Here is a 16,602-nt window from a genome sequence, read left to right on the forward strand (position 1 = left end):
CGCAGCGCAGATGACCTCCTGTATACGATTAGTCCGATATGACTGATCTCACGCTGGGCGCGGCCCACCGGACCTTGCGGGACGAGGTCACCAACGAGCTGCGCCGGCGCATACTGTCCGGCGAGCTGGCCCAGGGTGAGCGGTTGGTCGAGGATCGGCTGGCCGCCGCGCTCGGTGTCTCCCGCAACCCGGTGCGCGAGTCCATCAGGGTGCTGGCCGCCGAGGGCTTCATCCGGGTCGTCCCCCGGATCGGCGCCACAGTCGCGCGGCTGTCGGCGGAGGAGGGTGAGGAGCTCTTCGACGTGCGCATGGCGGTCGAGGGGCTGGCGGCGCGGCTGGCGGCGCGCAAGCGAGGCTCGGCCTCGGCCGCACGGCTGCGGCAGGTGCTCGACCAGGCCAAGGAGGCGGTGGAGAGCGGCCGGCTGGAAGAGGTGGCCGATTTGAACACCGCGTTCCACCTGGCGGTGGGCGAGGCGGCGGGGAACTCGTACCTCGCCCTGATGATGAAGCCGATGCTGCAGCGGGCGCAGTGGATCTTCAGTCAGACGGCCGCCGTCCGGGGCCCGCACTCCTGGCAGGAGCACCTGAGCCTGTGGGAGGCGATCGAGGCGGGCGACGAGGACGAAGCGCAGGCCAGGGCGGTCGCGCACGTCGCGGCGGCCCGGCGGTCGTTCCTGGCCGCCACCCGCGAGCCAAAACCGGCAAACGATTAGGAAACACTCAGATAACGACATAGGGTCACGAAGCATCCCTGAAATGTCAGATCTTGTATACAGTCTCCTAAACGTTTTCAACGGAGGCCCCCATGCGACCGTCACCCAAGGTCGTCGCGGCGCTCGTGACACTCCCCCTCGCCCTGACGGCTTGCGGCGGCGGCGGATCGAGCACCACACCCGCGGCACCTAGTTCCATAGCCAGCGCCTCGGCCGACCACCGAGCGGTCAAGAGCGGCGGCACGCTCAACATCGCGCTCAACGCCGACCCCGACGCGCTGGACCCGAGCATCTCGACCACGCTGGTGGGCCGCGAGGTGTTCGCGAACATGTGCGAGAAGCTCTACGACATCGACGCATCCTCCGCCCTGGTGCCGCAGCTCGCCTCGGCCCTGCCCGAGCTGTCGGGCGACGGCAAGGAGGTGACGATCAAGCTGCGCGAAGGCGTGAAGTTCAACGACGGCACGGCGCTCGACGCCGACGCGGTGAAGAAGTCGCTGGACCGCCACCGTACGTGGGAGAAGTCGGCCCGCCAGGCCGACCTGGCGGCGGTCTCCAAGGTGGAGGTCGTCGACCCCGCGACGGTGAAGCTCACTCTGACGCAGGCGTTCACCCCGCTGACCGCGCAGCTCGCGGACCGCGCTGGAATGATCATGTCGCCGAAGGCCCTGGACGCCGAAGGCGACAACTTCGGCGCGAGCCCGGTGTGCGTGGGGCCGTTCAAGTTCGCGAGCCGGACGTCCGGCAGCCAGATCTCGCTGGAGAAGGCGCCGGACTACTACGACGCGGCCAAGGTCAAGCTGGACAAGCTCGTATACAAAATCATCGTCGACCCCAACGTGCGGGCCGCGAACCTCAAGTCCGGCGACGTGCAGGTGGGCGACCAGCTCGCCACCAACACCGTCAAGGGCGTGCAGGACGACCCCAACCTGACCGTGGTCTCCGGCGGCGGGCTGGGTTACTACGGCTTCCAGATCAACATCGGCAACGCGAACGGCTCGACCAAGAAGCCAGGCCCGGTGGACACGGCGCTGGGCAAGAGCCCGCAGCTGCGTGAGGCGTTCGAGCTGGCGCTCGACCGGGACGCGATCAACAAGACCGTATACAACGGCCTGCACGAGGTCGACTGCTACCCGGTGCCGAACGACAGCCCGTTCCGGCCGAAGGATCTGACCTGCCCGAAGCATGACCTGGCCAAGGCCAAGCAGCTCGTGCAGGCATCCGGTGTGCCGACGCCGATCCCGGTCTCGATGGCCACCCCGAACGACGCCGTCAACCAGCGTCTGGCGCAGGTCATCCAGTCGATGGTCAAGGAGGCCGGCTTCAACGTGAGCGTGCAGACGGCCGAGTTCGTCAGCGTGCTGGAGCAGGGCAAGGCCGGCAAGTTCGACACCCTGCTGAGCGGCTGGTCGGGCCGGGTCGACGCCGACGGCAACCTGACGAACCTGGTCACGACGCAGGGCAGCAACAACTACGCCGGCATGTCCGACCCGGGCATCGACGACCCGATCAAGCAGGCCGCCGCCGAGACCGACCTGGCCAAGCGCGCCGAGCTGTACGGGGCCGCCATGAAGAAGGCCGCCGAGCTGCGGGGCGTGGTGTACCTGTACCACAACAAGTACTACCTCGGCATGCACAAGACGGTCGCCGGCGTCCAGTACTTCAAGGACGGCCTGCCGCGCTTCGTCACCGCCGGGTTCGCCGCGTAATGCTCTGGTTCATCCTCCGGCGCTGCGGGTCGGCGGTGATCGTGCTCTTCCTGTCCAGCGTCCTGATCTTCCTGGGGATCAGGGCGCTGCCGGGAGATCCGGCCACGGTCATGGCGGGCCAGGAGGCCTCGCCCGCCGCGATCGAGGCCATCCGGCACGAGTTCGGCCTGGACAAGCCGCTGCCCGCGCAGTACGTGGACTACGTCGCCCAGACCGTCACCGGCAACTTCGGCCGCTCGACGCAGGACCAGCTCCCGGTGATCGACATCCTGGCCGAGCGGATCCCCGTGACGCTGGAGCTGTCGGCGCTGGCCATGCTGGTCGCGATCGTCGTCGGCGTGGGCGCGGGCATCGTCGCGGCCGTGCGCCGCGGCAGGTTCGCCGACTACGTGGCCACCGGCTTCGGCCTGGCCGGGCTGTCGGTGCCGCACTTCTGGCTGGGCCTGCTCGGCATCCTGCTGTTCGCGGTGACCTGGCGGGTCCTGCCCGCCTCCGGCTACGTCCCCTTCACCGAGGACCCCGGCCAGAACCTGCAGCGCATGATCCTGCCCGCGCTCGTGCTCGGCACCGGCTTCGCGGCGATCCTCATGCGGCAGACCCGCTCGGCGATGCTGGGCGCGCTGTCGGCCGACTATGTCAGGACCGCCAGGTCGAAGGGCCTGCCGGAGGTCAAGGTCGTCGGCGCGCACGCGCTGCGCAACAGCCTGACGACCGTGGTGACCGTGCTGGGCCTGCAGCTCGGCGCGCTGATCAGCGGCGCCGTGGTGACCGAGCAGATCTTCGTCATCCCCGGCTTCGGCAAGCTCACCGTGGACGCGGTCCTGACCAGGAACTATCCCGTCATCCAGGCGGTCGTGCTGGTCACGGTCGTCGGCTACGTGGTGGTCAACCTGCTGGTCGACATCGCCTACGCCTTCCTCAACCCGCGGATCCGGCTCTCGGGAGGCGGCCATGACTGAGGTGATGAGCCGGACGCGGCTGTGGCGGCGCTTCCGGCGCAGGCCCATGCCGATGGCCGGTCTCGTGCTGGTGATCGCGTTCGTGCTGCTGGCGCTGGTAGGGCCCCTGGTCACCGGCGACCCGGCCGCGCAGGACTACATGGCCACCCTCGCTCCCCCGTCGGGCGCGCACCCGATGGGCACCGACGACCTGGGCCGGGACGCCCTGGCCAGGATCGCGCACGGCGCCCAGGTCTCGCTGCAGGCGGGCGTGCTGTCCACACTGCTGGCGATGGTCATCGGCATCCCGATCGGGCTGGTCGCCGGGTTCTACCGGCGCTGGCTGGACCCGATCGTGATGCGGCTGGTGGACGTGACGCTGGCCTTCCCGTTCCTGGTGTTCGCGGTCGGCCTGGCGGCGATCATCGGGCCGTCGCTGAAGGGCGTGGTGCTGGCACTGGGCTTCGCGCAGTTGCCCGCCGTCATCCGGATCACCCGCGGCGAGGTGCTGGCGGTCAGGGAGATGGACTACGTGGCCGCGGCCATCGCCGACGGTGCGGGCGACGGGCACATCATCTTCAGGTACGTGCTGCCGAACTGCGCCAGCCCTCTCATCGTGCAGGCCACGGTGGCGATCCCGGCGGCGATCATCGGCGAGTCCACGCTGTCGTTCCTGGGCCTGGGCGTGCAGCCGCCGACCCCGTCGTGGGGCGTGATGCTGACGACCGCGCAGCAGTACCTGAGCGACGCGCCCTGGCTGGCGATCTGGCCGGGGCTGATGATCGCGCTGGCCACGCTGGGCTTCAACCTGCTCGGCGACGGGCTGCGCGACGTACTGGATCCGAGGAGCGCCCGATGAGCCTGCTGGAGATCACCGACCTCCGCGTCGGTTTCAGGACCGAGGACGGGCTCGTCCAGGCGGTCAGGGACATCTCGCTCACCCTGGACGAGGGCGAGATCCTCGCGCTGTGCGGCGAGTCGGGCTGCGGCAAGTCGGTCACCGCGATGTCGGTGCCGAGGCTGCTGCCGCCCGACACGACCGAGCTGAGCGGCTCGATCAAGCTGGACGGCCGCGAGCTGACCACGCTGCCCGAGTCGGAGCTGCGGCGCGTGCGCGGCAAGACGGTCTCAGTCGTCTTCCAGGAGCCGATGACCTCGCTGAACCCGTCGTTCACCGTCGGCTACCAGATCGCCGAGGTGCTGCGCCGGCACGAGCGCCTGTCCAGGCAGGCCGCTGCCAGGCGGGCGGAGGAGCTGCTGGAGCTGGTCGGCATCCCGGCGCCCGGGCGCAGGATGAAGGAGTATCCGCACCAGCTCTCCGGCGGCATGCGGCAGCGGGTGATGATCGCCATCGCGGTGGCCTGCTCGCCGCGGGTGCTGATCGCCGACGAGCCCACCACGGCGCTCGACGTGACGATCCAGGCCGGCGTGCTGGACGTCTTCCGCGACCTGCGGGACCGGCTGGGCACCGCGATCATCCTCATCACGCACGACCTGGGCGTGGTGGCCGACATCGCCGACCGCGCCGTGGTCATGTACGCGGGCCGCGCGGTCGAGCAGGCCCCGGTGGCGCAGTTGTTCGCCGAGCCGCGGCACCCGTACACGCTGGGGCTGATGAAGGCGCTGCCGTCGGCGGCGGTGAACGGGCGGCTGGCGGAGATCCCCGGCATGGTGCCCTCGCCGATGTCGGACCCCGACGAGTGCGCCTTCCATGACCGCTGCCCGCGCGCCCAGGACGACTGCCGCCTGTCCAGGCCCCAGCTCGTACGCCAGGCCGACCGCCACCTGGCGGCCTGTTTCCACCCGGGAGGCGGCAAGTGATCCTGCGGATCGACAACCTGGTCAAGCACTACGGCCCGGTACGCGCCGTGGACGGCCTGTCGCTGGAGATCGGCCAGGGCGAGGTGCTCGGCCTGGTCGGCGAGTCGGGCAGCGGCAAGTCCACGGTCGGCAAGTGCGTGCTGCGGCTGACCGAGCCCACCTCGGGCTCGATCGAGCTGAACGGCACCGACATCACCCACCTGTCGCGCCGGGCCATGCGGCCGCTGCGCCGCGAGGTCCACATGGTCTTCCAGGACCCGTTCTCCTCGCTCAACCCGCGCTTCACGATCGAGCAGATCGTCGGCGAGCCGCTGCTGCGGCACAAGGTGAGCGACCGGCGCGAGACGGCCGGGCGCGTGGCGGCCATGCTGGAGAAGGTCGGGCTGCGCCAGGAGATGCGCAAGCGCTACCCGCACGAGCTGTCCGGCGGGCAGCGGCAGCGGGTGGGGCTGGCCAGGGCCCTGATTCTGGAACCCAAGCTGGTCGTGGCGGACGAGCCGGTGTCGGCGCTGGACGTGTCCGTGCAGGCGTCGGTGCTCAACCTGATCACCGACCTGCAGCGGGACATGGGCTTCTCGTGCCTGTTCATCACCCATGACCTGTCGGTCGTGGAGTTCCTGGCCGACCGGATCGCGGTCATGTATCTGGGCCGGATCGTCGAGTCGGGGCCGACGGCCGAGATCTTCGCGCAGCCGCGGCATCCGTACACGCAGGCCCTGCTGTCGGCCGCCCCGGTGGCAGATCCGGTCGCGCAGCGGGAGCGGCGCAGGATCGTGCTCGGCGGCGACGTGCCGAGCCCGGTGGACCCGCCGGCCGGCTGCCGCTTCCACACGCGGTGCCCGCTGGCGTACGACGAGTGCCGCACGTCCGAGCCCCTCTTGCGAGACCCACGTGGCGCGGCCCATCCGGCCGCCTGCCACCTGGTAACGGCGGACCGCGTCCCCGACGCGGCCGCACCCCTAGTGAAGGAGTGAGTTTGTTCACCACCAGGCCCGAGCTGAAGGGCGACTTCGGCATGGTCGCCGGTACCCACTGGCTGGCCTCGGCCACCGGCATGAGTGTGCTGGAACGCGGCGGGAACGCCTTCGACGCCGCCGTGGCCGCCGGATTCGTGCTGCAGGTCGCCGAGCCGCATCTGAACGGCCCCGGCGGCGAGGTGCCGATCCTGCTGTGGAACGAGGCCGAGCAGAAGGTCTCGGTCGTGTGCGGTCAGGGCGTGGCCCCCGCGGCGGCGACCATCGAGCGCTTCACCGAGCTCGGCCTGGACGTCGTGCCCGGCACCGGGCTGCTGGCGGCGACGGTGCCGGGGGCGTTCGGCGGCTGGATGCTGATGCTGGAGCGCTGGGGCACCTGGTCGCTGGCCGACGTGCTGGCCCCGGCGATCCACTACGCCGAGCACGGCGTGCCGGTGCTGGAGCGGATCTCGGCCACGATCGAGTCGGTGCGCACCCTGTTCGAGCAGGACTGGCCGACGTCGGCGGCGACCTGGCTGCCCGGCGGAGACGTGCCCGAGCCCGGCGCCAAGCTGGCCAACCCGGTGCTGGCCGCCACCTACCGGCGGGTGATCGCCGAGGCCGAGTCGGCCTCCGGCACCCGCGAGGGCCAGATCGAGGCCGCCAGGAAGACCTGGTACGAGGGCTTCGTCGCCGAGACGATCGCCGAGTTCAGCCGGACCACAGCCTGGCGGGACAGCTCGGGCGAGGTGCACGGCGGCCTGCTGACCGGCGACGACCTGGCCGGCTGGGCGGCCTCGGTGGAGGAGCCGGCGACCTTCGACTACCGCGGTCACACGGTGGCCAAGACGGGGCCGTGGGGCCAGGGACCGGTCTTCCTGCAGCAGCTCGCCCTGCTCGACGGGTTCGACCTGGACGCGATGGACTTCCTCGGCGCCGACTACCTGCACACGGTGACCGAGGCCGCCAAGCTGGCCTTCGCCGACCGCGAAGCCTGGTACGGCGACACCGACGTGCCCATGGCCGACCTGCTGAGCCCGGCGTACAACGCCGAGCGGCGGCGGCTGATCGGCGCGCAGGCCAGCCTGGAGCTGCGGCCGGGCGCGCCCGGCGGGCGCACGCCCCGGCTGCCCGTCTTCCCCGAGCCGGGCACGGGGAGCGACGCGCCGGGTCTGTCGGGCTCGCGCAAGCCGCAGGGGGTGGGCGAGCCGACCGTGGCACGTGACGGCATGGTCAAGGGTGACACGTGTCACATCGATGTCGTGGACCGGTGGGGCAACATGGTGTCGGCCACGCCCAGCGGCGGCTGGCTGCAGAGCTCCCCGACCATTCCCGGGCTGGGCTTCTGCCTGGGCACGCGGGCCCAGATGTTCTGGCTGCAGAAGGGCGTGGCAACGGCGCTGCGTCCTGGCGCGCGCCCGCGTACGACGCTGTCGCCGTCGTTCGCGCTCAGGGACGGCAAGCCGTGGCTGGCCTTCGGCACCCCCGGCGGCGACCAGCAGGACCAGTGGAGCGTGAACTTCTTCCTGTCGATCGTGCACGGAGGGCTGAACCTCCAGGAGGCCATCGACGCCCCCATGTTCCACTCCGAGCACTTCCCCAGCTCGTTCTTCCCGCGCGCCTCCCGTCCCGGCGTCATGCACCTCGAGGACCGCGTGGACGCGGGCGTCATCGCGGAGCTGCGGCGGCGCGGGCACGAGGTCGAAACGCCGGGCGCGTGGGCGCTCGGCCGGCTCAGCGCGGTCGCGCGCGACGGCGCCTTCCTCAAGGCCGCCGCCAACCCGCGTGGCGCCCAGGGCTACGCAGCCGGCCGATGACGGTCACCGATCTGCTCTTCCTGGTAGGAGCCGGTCTGCTGGCCGGCGTGGTGAACGCCCTGGCAGGGGGAGGAACGCTCGTCTCCTTCCCCGCGCTGCTGGCGCTGGGGCTTCCCGGCCTGACCGCCACCGTGACCAACGCGGTGGCGCTCTGGCCGGGCTACCTGGGCGGCGCGGTGGGCTACCGCAAGGAGCTGCGCGGCCAGCGCAGCAGGACGGTGAGCCTGGCGGTCACCGCGGTGCTGGGGGCGTGCGTGGGCAGCTCGTTACTGCTGCTCACGCCGGGGAAGTTGTTCGAGTCGATGGTGCCGTGGCTGGTGGCCTTCGCCAGCCTCGCGCTGCTGGCCCAGCCGTGGCTGCGCCGCCTGTTCGGGGGCGAGGCGGACGAGCCGGTCAGCCGCATGGTGTACGCCGGGGTGTTCCTCGGCGGCTGCTACGGCGCCTACTTCAACGGCGGGATGGGCGTGGTGCTGCTGACCGTGCTCGGCATGTTCCTGCACGACAACCTGCATCGCGTGAACGCCGTGCGGGCCGTGCTGTCGCTGGTCGTCAGCTCGGTCTCGGTCGTCGCCTTCTCGCTGTTCGGCCCCGTGAACTGGCGGGCCGTGGCGGTGATCGCGCCGGCCAGTCTGGCGGGCGGGCTGCTCGGCACCCGCCTGGCCAGGCTCATGCCGCCGAAGGTGCTGCGCGGCGTGGTCGTCGCCTTCGGCCTGGGTGTGGCCGCCGCCCTCGCGCTGCGCTGACCACACCCGTCTCGCCTCAGGCCACGGTGGCCTCGATGAGGTCGTCCACCACCTCGACCAGATCATTACCCCTCTCGTACGCCCTGCGCTGGCGCATGGCCCCCGACCCCTCGCGCAGCAACCGGTCGAGGCCCTCCTGGATGAAGGTCAGGTCACCGGCCTCCGCCAGCGCCGGGCGTACGTGCTCCAGCAGGCGCCCGGCCATCACCGCGGCCGGGACCAGCGTGCCGTGCCGTACGTCGAGGCTGTCGCCGCGTAACCCGTCGCGGGCGGCCCGCCAGTAGGCGGCGCGCAGCACCTCGGCAGGAATCGGCAGCCCGCGGTCCCCTCGCCGGACAGCGGTCAGCGCGGTGACGACGAGCGCCCTGATCAGCCCGATCAGGGTGAGGCTGTCGGCCACGTCGAGCGGCACGTCGGCCACCCTGATCTCCACGGTGGGCAGCCGGGGCGACGGGCGCGCGTCCCAGTAGACGGTCTTGGCGTCGAGCAGCGCGCCCGACTCCGCCAGCGCCTGGAGGGCCAGCTCGTAGTCGCCGAACGAGCGGAAGTAGGGTGGCGCGCCGGAGACCGGCCAGCGGCCCCAGCTGATCACCCGCCACGAGGCGTAGCCCGTGTCGCGGCCCACGAAGAACGGCGAGTTGGCGGCCAGCGCGATCAGCGTGGGCAGCCAGGGCCGCAGGTGGTTGCTCACGTAGACGGCGTGCTCGGGGTCGGGCACGTCCACGTGCACGTGCAGGGCGCAGATGCTGATCTCGTCCTGAAGGGCCCGATAGAGGGTCCTGCCCCGGAGATAACGGTCGTCGTCGGTGAGCGGTGAGGGCACCACGGCACCCAGGACCGGGATGCCGCTCGCGACGACGGCCAGCCCGCACGAGCGGGCCGCAAGGGCCACCTCCTTTCGCGCTGCGCGGAGCTGGAAGCCCAGCTCGCTGAGGTCGGCGGAGGGCGGTGTACGAGCCTCCACCTGGAATCTGGTGATTTCATGCACCACGTCCAGCACGTCGGTCGCCGCGGCCAGGACTTCGGCCGCTCGGGGAGCTACGTGGCGGGTGCGGGGATCAACGATGAGGTATTCCTCTTCGATCCCGATGAGCGGAACCATGCCGGCACCTCACTGGGGGAGTCCACAGTCTCCGCATCATGTTGTGCCCGTCCCACGCCCGTCGGAAAACCTTTCGACTGAGCGGTGTCAGACGGTAAATTCCACGGGGCCGTAGCGCGCGTGCTCTGCCTGCGTGGACATCGCCCAGTAACGGTCCCCGTACGACCAGTGCCACCATTCGGTGGGGTAGTTGACCAGCCCGGCGGGCTCCAGGGCGGCGGCCAGGAGCTTGCGGTGGGCGCGGGCGTCGTCGGAGATGCCGGGGGCGGCGGTGTAGCAGGCGCCGTCGCTCTGCTCGGGGTTGTCGTTGACCTGGGTGCCCATGTCGTATTCCGTACCGTCGGGCGAGCACAGGGTCAGGTCGACCGCCGCACCGGCGGTGTGGGGGGCGACCTCGACCGGGGAGACGTAGCGGCTGGCCGCGACATACGACTCCTCGGGCGTCAGCCCGGTGAGCGTGGCCCGGTATTCGTCGAAGATCCGGCGCTGCGTGGCGACCGGCCGGTAACCCTCGACGACCAGCAGGTGGTAGCCGTCGGGCAGCAGGCCCTGGGCCTGCTCCAGCCGGCGCAGCACGCCCTCCCGCAGGTGGGCGTAGGCGCCCTGCTCGTCGGCCAGCCGTGAGTCCACGCGCAGCCGCCCGCGTACGTCGGCCAGCGGCTCGCCGCATTCACGCACGGGGATCGAGGTCACACGCGGGTCGGAGATCAGCACGACGTCGTTCGAGGACTGCCACATGGGCAAGAATTCTCACACAGTGTCGGAGAAGACCTGCTCCCGGGCCTGCTCAAGGGCGGCCACCAGAGCGCCGCGCAGCACGGGGTTGCCGGCCACCCGGCTGACGACGACGCTCGGCCTGCTGGGGCACATGCGGGCCACGGCCTCCTCCACCTTGGCGGCCAGCCGCTCGCCGCCGGCCCTGCCGATGTCGCCGCTGAGCACGATGAGGCCGGGGTCGAGCACGACGGTCACGGCGGCCACGCCCAGGGCCAGCCGGGCCGCGACGGCGTCGAGGTAGTCGTCGTCGCCGCCGCGTACCAGGTCGGGCACGCTCGCGCCGGTCACGCCGCGTTCTCCGGCCAGGCCGCGCAGGGCGTCGTGGCCCACCAGGCGCTGGAACGAGCCGGTCTGCGGCCGGCGTACGTCGCTGGGCAGCGGCTGCCCGGGGACCGGCAGCCAGCCGATCTCGCCCGCGCCGCCGCTGATACCGCGGTGCAGCCGGCCGCCGAGCATGACGCCGAGCCCCTGGCCGACGCCGGCCCAGACGAGCACGAAGTCGTCGACGCCTTCGGCGGCGCCGTATCTGTGCTCGGCCAGGGCGACGAGGTTGACGTCGTTCTCTATCGTCACGGAGGCGCCGAGGGTCTCGCGCAGGCTGGCCAGCACGCCGACGTGCCAGGAGGGCAGGTCGACCGAGATGCGCACGTCGCCGGTGAGCGGGTCGACCACGCCCCTGGTGCCGATGACGAACGCGCGCAGCCGCGACAGGCTGACGTTGGCCGTGTCGCAGGCCCGCTGGACGGCCGCGTGCACCGCCTTGACGGGGTCGCGGCCGTCGGCGGGGTTGAGGGTGACCTCGACCACCACGCGGCCTGTGATGTCCGCCACAGCGACGGTGAGGCTGTCGGGCAGGACTTCGAGGCCGGCGACGTACGCGCTGGAGGGGACCACGGCATAGAGGGCGGCGTGCGGCCCCCTGCCTCCCGCCCGCTCGCCTGCCACTTCGACCAGGCCCCGTTCCTCCAATCGCGCGAGAAGCTGACCTGCCGTTACCTTGGAGAGCCCGGTACGCGCACCGAGCTCGGCCCGCGTCAGTGGGCCGTCGCCGAGGAGCAACTCGAGTGCCGCGCGGTCGTTCAGCCGGCGCAGCAGACGGGGGACTCCCGGGTCTCGGCTCATCTGCGCACCCTTCTCGTCACGATCGGCTAACGGGCGTTTCTTTTAAGAAAGTTTCTTGTTAGTTTAACACCATCGTTCGGCATATGACGATCAGCCTGGTGCGGACCGTAGGCCAGCACCCGGGAAGGGAGAACCCTGTGAGGATCGCGAAGATCACGGCCACTACGGTCACCACGGCCGCGCTGGCCCTGGGACTGGCCGCCTGTGGCGGTTCGAGCGAAGAACCCGCCACGTCCTCACCCAGCGCCGCCGCTGCCTCCGGCCCCAAGTTCGCCGGCAAGACCTTGAGCGTGTGGCGTCTTGGAGACAGCAACCCGGCCGCCGCCAAGTACATGGAGGAGCTCAACGCCGAGTTCAAGACGCAGACCGGCGCCGAGGTCAAGCTTGAGTGGATCCCGTGGCCGCAGGTCGCCGACAAGTTCGCCGCCGCCGCGACCGGCACAGGACCCGACGTGACCGAGATCGGCAACGACCAGGTCCCGATGTGGCAGAGCCAGGACGCGCTGGAGCCGATCACCGACATCGCCCGCGAGGGCGACAGGTCGCAGATCCCGCAGAACCTGTACGGCTACGAGACCGTCGACAACGAGGTCTACGCCGTGCCGTGGGGCGCGGGGGCCCGCGCGGTGCTCTACCGCAAGGACTGGTTCGACGACCTCAAGATCGAGGTCCCCAAGACCTGGGACGAGCTCGTCGCCGCGGCCAAGAAGATCCAGGGCGAGAAGAAGGGCGTCGACGGCTTCGCCTTCAACGGCGGCTCGGACGCCAACCACCTGCTCGCGGCCTTCGCCTGGTCCGAGGGCGGCGAGTACGCCGTCAAGGAGGGCGACAAGTGGGTCGGCAAGCTGACCGAACCCGGCTTCGCGGCCGGCTTCAACACCTACACCGGCCTGGTCCAGGACGGCCTGTCCAGCAAGGCCAACCTGACGCTCAACACCACGGACATCCGTAAGCGCTTCGCCAACGACAAGGTCGCGATGTACCTCACCGCCGCCTGGGACCTGCCCGGCATCGAGGAGGACTCCAAGGGCAAGCTGAAGGGCGACAAGCTCGGCTTCTTCCCGCTGCCCGCCAAGACCGGCGGCGTGGCCGCGTCCTTCTTCGGCGGCAACGACATCGCGCTGTGGGGCGGCACCCAGCAGGCCGACCTCGGCAAGGAGTACATCAAGCTGGCCACCAGCAAGACCTGGGCCGATCGCTACGCCAAGGAGGGCGGCCTGCTCCCGGTCTACCCCGACACCCTGGCCGCGATGAACGAGGACCCCGCCCAGGGCGCCTTCGCCCAGGCCTTCGCCAAGGCCAAGGCCTTCCCCGCCGACCCCAACTGGTCCGAGGCCGACGCGACCAAGGCCGTGCTGCAGAACGCGGCGCGGGAGGTCATCGAGGGCAAGAAGGACGCCACCGCCGCCCTCGCTGACGCCAACAAGGAACTCGAAGAGATCCTGAACCAGTAACGATGGCGAACCCGACAACGGTCGCCCGGGGCAGGGACTCCTCCCCTTCCCCGGGCCGCCGGCGCAACGACCGGGCCGCCCGCGCGAGCGGGCTGCCGGTCTGGAGCATCCCGTACGTGCTGCTCATCCCCGGCCTGGTGGTCATCGCGGGGCTGCTGCTGTATCCGATGGTCCAGCTCGGCATCATGGCCTTCCAGAAGGTCGGCCTGGCCCAGATCCGCGGCACCAGACCCGCCGAGTGGGTGGGCCTGGACAACTTCGACAAGGTGCTGTCCAACGACATCTTCTGGTCGGCCCTGCGCAACACCGTGGTCTTCGCCTTCGTCGCCGTCAGCCTCACGCTGATCGTGGGCACCGCGGTCGGCGTGCTGCTGCACCGGCTGGGCAGGAAGATGTCGCTGTTCGTGGTCATCGGCTGCATGTTCGCCTGGGCCGTGCCCCCGGTGGCGCAGGGCGTCATCTGGCGCTCCCTGTTCGACGCCGAGTCCGGCATCATCAACTGGGCGCTCAACCTCGTGCCCCACTGGCTGCTCTCGCCGCCGGACGGGCAGGAGAGCTGGTCGGGCACGCCCTGGCTCAACGACACCATCCCCCTCTACATCGCGCTCGTGGTGTGCGTCGTGTGGGCCGGCTTCCCGTTCATCGCGGTCTCGGTCCTCGCCGGGCTCAAGGGCATCCCCGCCGAGCTGTACGAGGCGGCCAGGGTCGACGGCTCGGGCGCCTGGCGCACGTTCAGAAAGATCACCCTGCCGCTGCTCAAGCCGGTCTTCGCGGTCCTGACGATCCTGTCGATCATCTGGGACTTCAAGGTGTTCAGCCAGCTCTACGTGCTCATGAACGGGCCGACCAACCGTGACGGCTTCAACCTGTCCATGTACGCCGTCGCCGAGGCGTTCAAGCCCCCGCAGAAGCTGGGGACGGGCGCGGCGATCTCGGTGGTGCTGACGATCATCCTGCTCATCATCACCGTCGTGTACGTCAGGCAGATCGTGAAGCAGGAGGAGATGTGACCCCGCTCGCACGCAAGAGGCTCGGCAAGATCCTCCTGAACACGGCCGGGATCCTCGTCTTCCTCTACGCCGTCTTCCCCGTCTACTGGATGGTCGCCACCGGCTTCAAGGCCAACGACCAGATCTTCACCACGGAGTTCATCCCGTTCCCGACGCACTTCACCTTCGAGCACTTCGAGCGGGTGCTGACCGAGGGCGTCGCGAACAACTCCATCTGGCTCTACATGCGCAACAGCGCCGTCGTGGCGCTCGGCACCGTGCTCATCGGGTCGGCCTTCGCGCTGCTGTCGGCCACCGCCATCGCGCGCTTCCGGTTCAAGGGCCGCGGCACCTTCCTGGTCACGCTGCTGATCGTGCAGATGCTGCCGTCGGAGGGCCTGCTCATCCCGCTCTACATGATGGTCAAGCGGGCCGGGCTGGGCGACCAGCTGATCGGCCTGATCATCACGCAGGTGGCGCTGACGCTGCCGTTCGGCGTCTGGATGCTGCGCACGTTCGTCGCCGCGGTGCCGAAGTCGCTGGAGGAGGCGGCCTGGATCGACGGCGCCGGACGCATGACGACCTTCTGGAAGGTGCTCTTCCCGCTGGTCGCGCCGGGCCTGGTGGCCACCAGCATCTTCTCGTTCATCACCGCGTGGAACGACCTGATCTTCGCCCTCTATCTGATGTCGGGGTCCGAGGGCTACACGATGCCGGTCGCCCTGCAGTACTTCTTCGGCCAGAAGGGCGTCGACTGGGGCGCGATCATGGCCGGCTCGACCCTGATGACGATCCCGGTCGTCATCTTCTTCCTGCTCGTCCAACGCCGCATGGTCTCCGGCCTGGTCGCCGGGGCCGTGAAGGGCTGACACCGTACGACGTCGTGGACGCCGTGCGCAGAACTGATGAGGAGCCATGAGTCAGAGTGATCGGGGGCTGCGCCGCCTCGCGGCCGGCACGCTGCTCGTCGCCTTCCAGGGCACCACGGCGCCCGAGTGGGTGCTGCGCGAGCTGGAGCAGGGTCTGGGCGGCGTGACGCTCTTCGGCTTCAACGTGGCCGACCCCGGCCAGGTGCTCGACCTGACCACCGCGCTGAGGGGAGCCGGTGATCCCGTCATCTCGCTCGACGAGGAGGGCGGGGACGTGACGCGGCTGGCGTACCACGTCGGCAGCCCGTACCCCGGCAACGCGGCCCTGGGGGCCGTGGACGACGTCGAGCTGACCCGCCGGGTCTACCGGGCCATCGGCTCAGAACTGGCCGCCTGCGGCATCAACCTGGACATGGCGCCCAGCGCGGACGTCAACACCGAGGCCGACAACCCGGTCATCGGCACCAGGTCGTTCGGCACCGTGCCCGACCTGGTCGCCCGGCACACGGTGGCCGCCGTCGAGGGCCTGCAGTCGGTACGGGTGGCCGCCTGCGTCAAGCACTTCCCCGGCCACGGCGCCACCCGGGTGGACTCCCACCTGGACGTGCCGGTCGTGGACGTCAGCCTGGAGGTGCTGCGGGCGCGCGAACTGGCGCCGTTCCGCGCGGCCATCGGCGCGGGGGCCAGGTCCGTGATGACCGCGCACGTGGCGGTGCCGACGCTGACAGGCGACACGCCTGCCACGCTGTCGGGGGCCGCGCTGACCGGGCTGCTCAGGGGCGAGCTCGGCTACGAGGGCGTGGTCGTCACCGACGCGCTGGACATGCGCGCGATCACCGAGAGCGTAGGGCTGGCCGGTGGCGCCGTGCTGACCCTCGCGGCCGGGGCCGATCTGCTCTGCCTGGGGCCGCTGCCGACGTACGACGACGTGCTGGCGATCATCGCCGGGATCGAGGCGGCCGTGCGCGACGGGCGGCTGCCGCTCGACCGGCTGGAGCAGGCGGCGGCGCGGGTGGCCGCGCTGCGGGCCTGGGCCGCCGGGGCGCCCGAGGAGGTCACGGCCGAGCAGAACGTCGTCGGCCTGCACGCCGCCCGCCGCGCCGTCCGCCTGAGCGGCTCGGCGGAGCCGCTGGTCGAGCCGCTGGTGATCGAGGTGGACACCCCGCCGACGATCGCCGTGGGCGACGTGCCGTGGGGGGTGGGCCCGTGGCTGCCCGACGCGGAGATCGTCCGGGTCAAGCCGGCCGCGGCCGACGTCGCCGGGCTGCTGGCCAAGGCGGTGAACCGGTCGCTGGTCGTCGTGGTCAAGGACGCCCATCGGCATCACGAGAGCAGGAACCTGCTGTCGGCGCTGGTGGCGGCCCGGCCCGATACGACCGTGATCGAGATGGGCCTGCCCGTGTGGCGGCCCGACAGCGCGGCCTACATCGCGACGTACGGCGCCGCCCGCGCCAACGCCCAGGCGGCCGTGGAGCTCCTCACCGCCTGAGCCGGGCATCTGCACACCCGGCATCCTGTTTGTGGCCCGTAGGGCGCGTCCTGAGTCCCCGTCAGCGGGTCGCCGTCGGGCGGGAGGCCCGTCGCCGGGTAGCCCG

General features: G+C 70.7%; 15 protein-coding genes. 12 read left to right on the top strand and 3 right to left on the bottom strand.

What is annotated here, in order from left to right:
* Nucleotides 1-38: 38 nt before the first annotated feature.
* From AB0C27_RS03950 to AB0C27_RS03985, 8 genes are all read left to right on the top strand, one after another.
* Nucleotides 39-713, top strand: a complete 675-nt coding sequence (locus tag AB0C27_RS03950; RefSeq protein WP_357837403.1) for a GntR family transcriptional regulator — start codon at nt 39-41, stop codon at nt 711-713.
* A gap of 92 nt (nt 714-805) precedes the next feature.
* Nucleotides 806-2,422 carry an ABC transporter substrate-binding protein gene (locus AB0C27_RS03955; RefSeq protein WP_357837406.1) on the top strand — a complete coding sequence of 539 codons (1,617 nt, stop codon included), beginning with the start codon at nt 806-808 and terminating at the stop codon, nt 2,420-2,422.
* A complete protein-coding gene (locus AB0C27_RS03960; protein ID WP_346110060.1) occupies nt 2,422-3,381 on the top strand; it encodes an ABC transporter permease in 960 nt (319 codons plus the stop codon). The genes AB0C27_RS03955 and AB0C27_RS03960 overlap by 1 nt, the downstream gene beginning before the upstream one ends.
* Entirely contained in the window at nt 3,374-4,219 is an 846-nt protein-coding gene (locus AB0C27_RS03965; RefSeq protein WP_357837409.1) for an ABC transporter permease, read from the top strand. Before AB0C27_RS03960 ends, AB0C27_RS03965 begins: the two co-directional genes overlap by 8 nt.
* A complete protein-coding gene (locus tag AB0C27_RS03970; protein ID WP_357837412.1) occupies nt 4,216-5,181 on the top strand; it encodes an ABC transporter ATP-binding protein in 966 nt (321 codons plus the stop codon). The genes AB0C27_RS03965 and AB0C27_RS03970 overlap by 4 nt, the downstream gene beginning before the upstream one ends.
* Nucleotides 5,178-6,155, top strand: a complete 978-nt coding sequence (locus AB0C27_RS03975) for an oligopeptide/dipeptide ABC transporter ATP-binding protein (RefSeq protein ID WP_357837415.1) — start codon at nt 5,178-5,180, stop codon at nt 6,153-6,155. The genes AB0C27_RS03970 and AB0C27_RS03975 overlap by 4 nt, the downstream gene beginning before the upstream one ends.
* Nucleotides 6,152-7,951: a gamma-glutamyltransferase family protein gene (locus AB0C27_RS03980; protein ID WP_357837418.1), complete on the top strand. Its 1,800-nt coding sequence runs from the start codon at nt 6,152-6,154 to the stop codon at nt 7,949-7,951. Before AB0C27_RS03975 ends, AB0C27_RS03980 begins: the two co-directional genes overlap by 4 nt.
* A complete protein-coding gene (locus AB0C27_RS03985; RefSeq protein ID WP_357837421.1) occupies nt 7,948-8,694 on the top strand; it encodes a sulfite exporter TauE/SafE family protein in 747 nt (248 codons plus the stop codon). The genes AB0C27_RS03980 and AB0C27_RS03985 overlap by 4 nt, the downstream gene beginning before the upstream one ends.
* A gap of 16 nt (nt 8,695-8,710) precedes the next feature.
* Here the strand turns inward: AB0C27_RS03985 and AB0C27_RS03990 are convergent, their stop codons facing one another.
* From AB0C27_RS03990 to AB0C27_RS04000, 3 genes are all read right to left on the bottom strand, one after another.
* A complete protein-coding gene (locus AB0C27_RS03990; protein WP_357837423.1) occupies nt 8,711-9,796 on the bottom strand; it encodes a glutamate--cysteine ligase in 1,086 nt (361 codons plus the stop codon).
* Nucleotides 9,797-9,883: 87 nt separating this feature from the next.
* Nucleotides 9,884-10,534: a M15 family metallopeptidase gene (locus AB0C27_RS03995; protein WP_357837426.1), complete on the bottom strand. Its 651-nt coding sequence runs from the start codon at nt 10,532-10,534 to the stop codon at nt 9,884-9,886.
* Between the two features lie 12 nt (nt 10,535-10,546).
* Nucleotides 10,547-11,695, bottom strand: a complete 1,149-nt coding sequence (locus tag AB0C27_RS04000; protein WP_357837429.1) for an ROK family transcriptional regulator — start codon at nt 11,693-11,695, stop codon at nt 10,547-10,549.
* 137 nt (nt 11,696-11,832) lie between these two features.
* Between AB0C27_RS04000 and AB0C27_RS04005 the strand changes: the two genes are divergently transcribed.
* The 4 genes from AB0C27_RS04005 to AB0C27_RS04020 are packed head-to-tail and all read left to right on the top strand — an operon-like array spanning nt 11,833 to nt 16,496.
* Complete coding sequence (locus AB0C27_RS04005; RefSeq protein WP_357837432.1) at nt 11,833-13,149, top strand: extracellular solute-binding protein; 1,317 nt, start codon at nt 11,833-11,835, stop codon at nt 13,147-13,149.
* A gap of 2 nt (nt 13,150-13,151) precedes the next feature.
* Nucleotides 13,152-14,159, top strand: coding sequence for a sugar ABC transporter permease (locus tag AB0C27_RS04010; RefSeq protein WP_357837435.1), 1,008 nt, complete (start codon nt 13,152-13,154; stop codon nt 14,157-14,159).
* Nucleotides 14,156-15,007 (top strand): carbohydrate ABC transporter permease, encoded by an 852-nt coding sequence (locus AB0C27_RS04015; RefSeq protein WP_357837438.1) that lies wholly within the window; start codon nt 14,156-14,158, stop codon nt 15,005-15,007. Before AB0C27_RS04010 ends, AB0C27_RS04015 begins: the two co-directional genes overlap by 4 nt.
* A 46-nt stretch (nt 15,008-15,053) precedes the next feature.
* Nucleotides 15,054-16,496 carry a glycoside hydrolase family 3 N-terminal domain-containing protein gene (locus AB0C27_RS04020; RefSeq protein WP_357837440.1) on the top strand — a complete coding sequence of 481 codons (1,443 nt, stop codon included), beginning with the start codon at nt 15,054-15,056 and terminating at the stop codon, nt 16,494-16,496.
* The last annotated feature ends 106 nt before the right edge of the window (nt 16,497-16,602 follow it).

The sequence above is a fragment of the Nonomuraea sp. NPDC048882 genome (assembly GCF_040649755.1).
Classification (GTDB): domain Bacteria; phylum Actinomycetota; class Actinomycetes; order Streptosporangiales; family Streptosporangiaceae; genus Nonomuraea; species Nonomuraea maheshkhaliensis.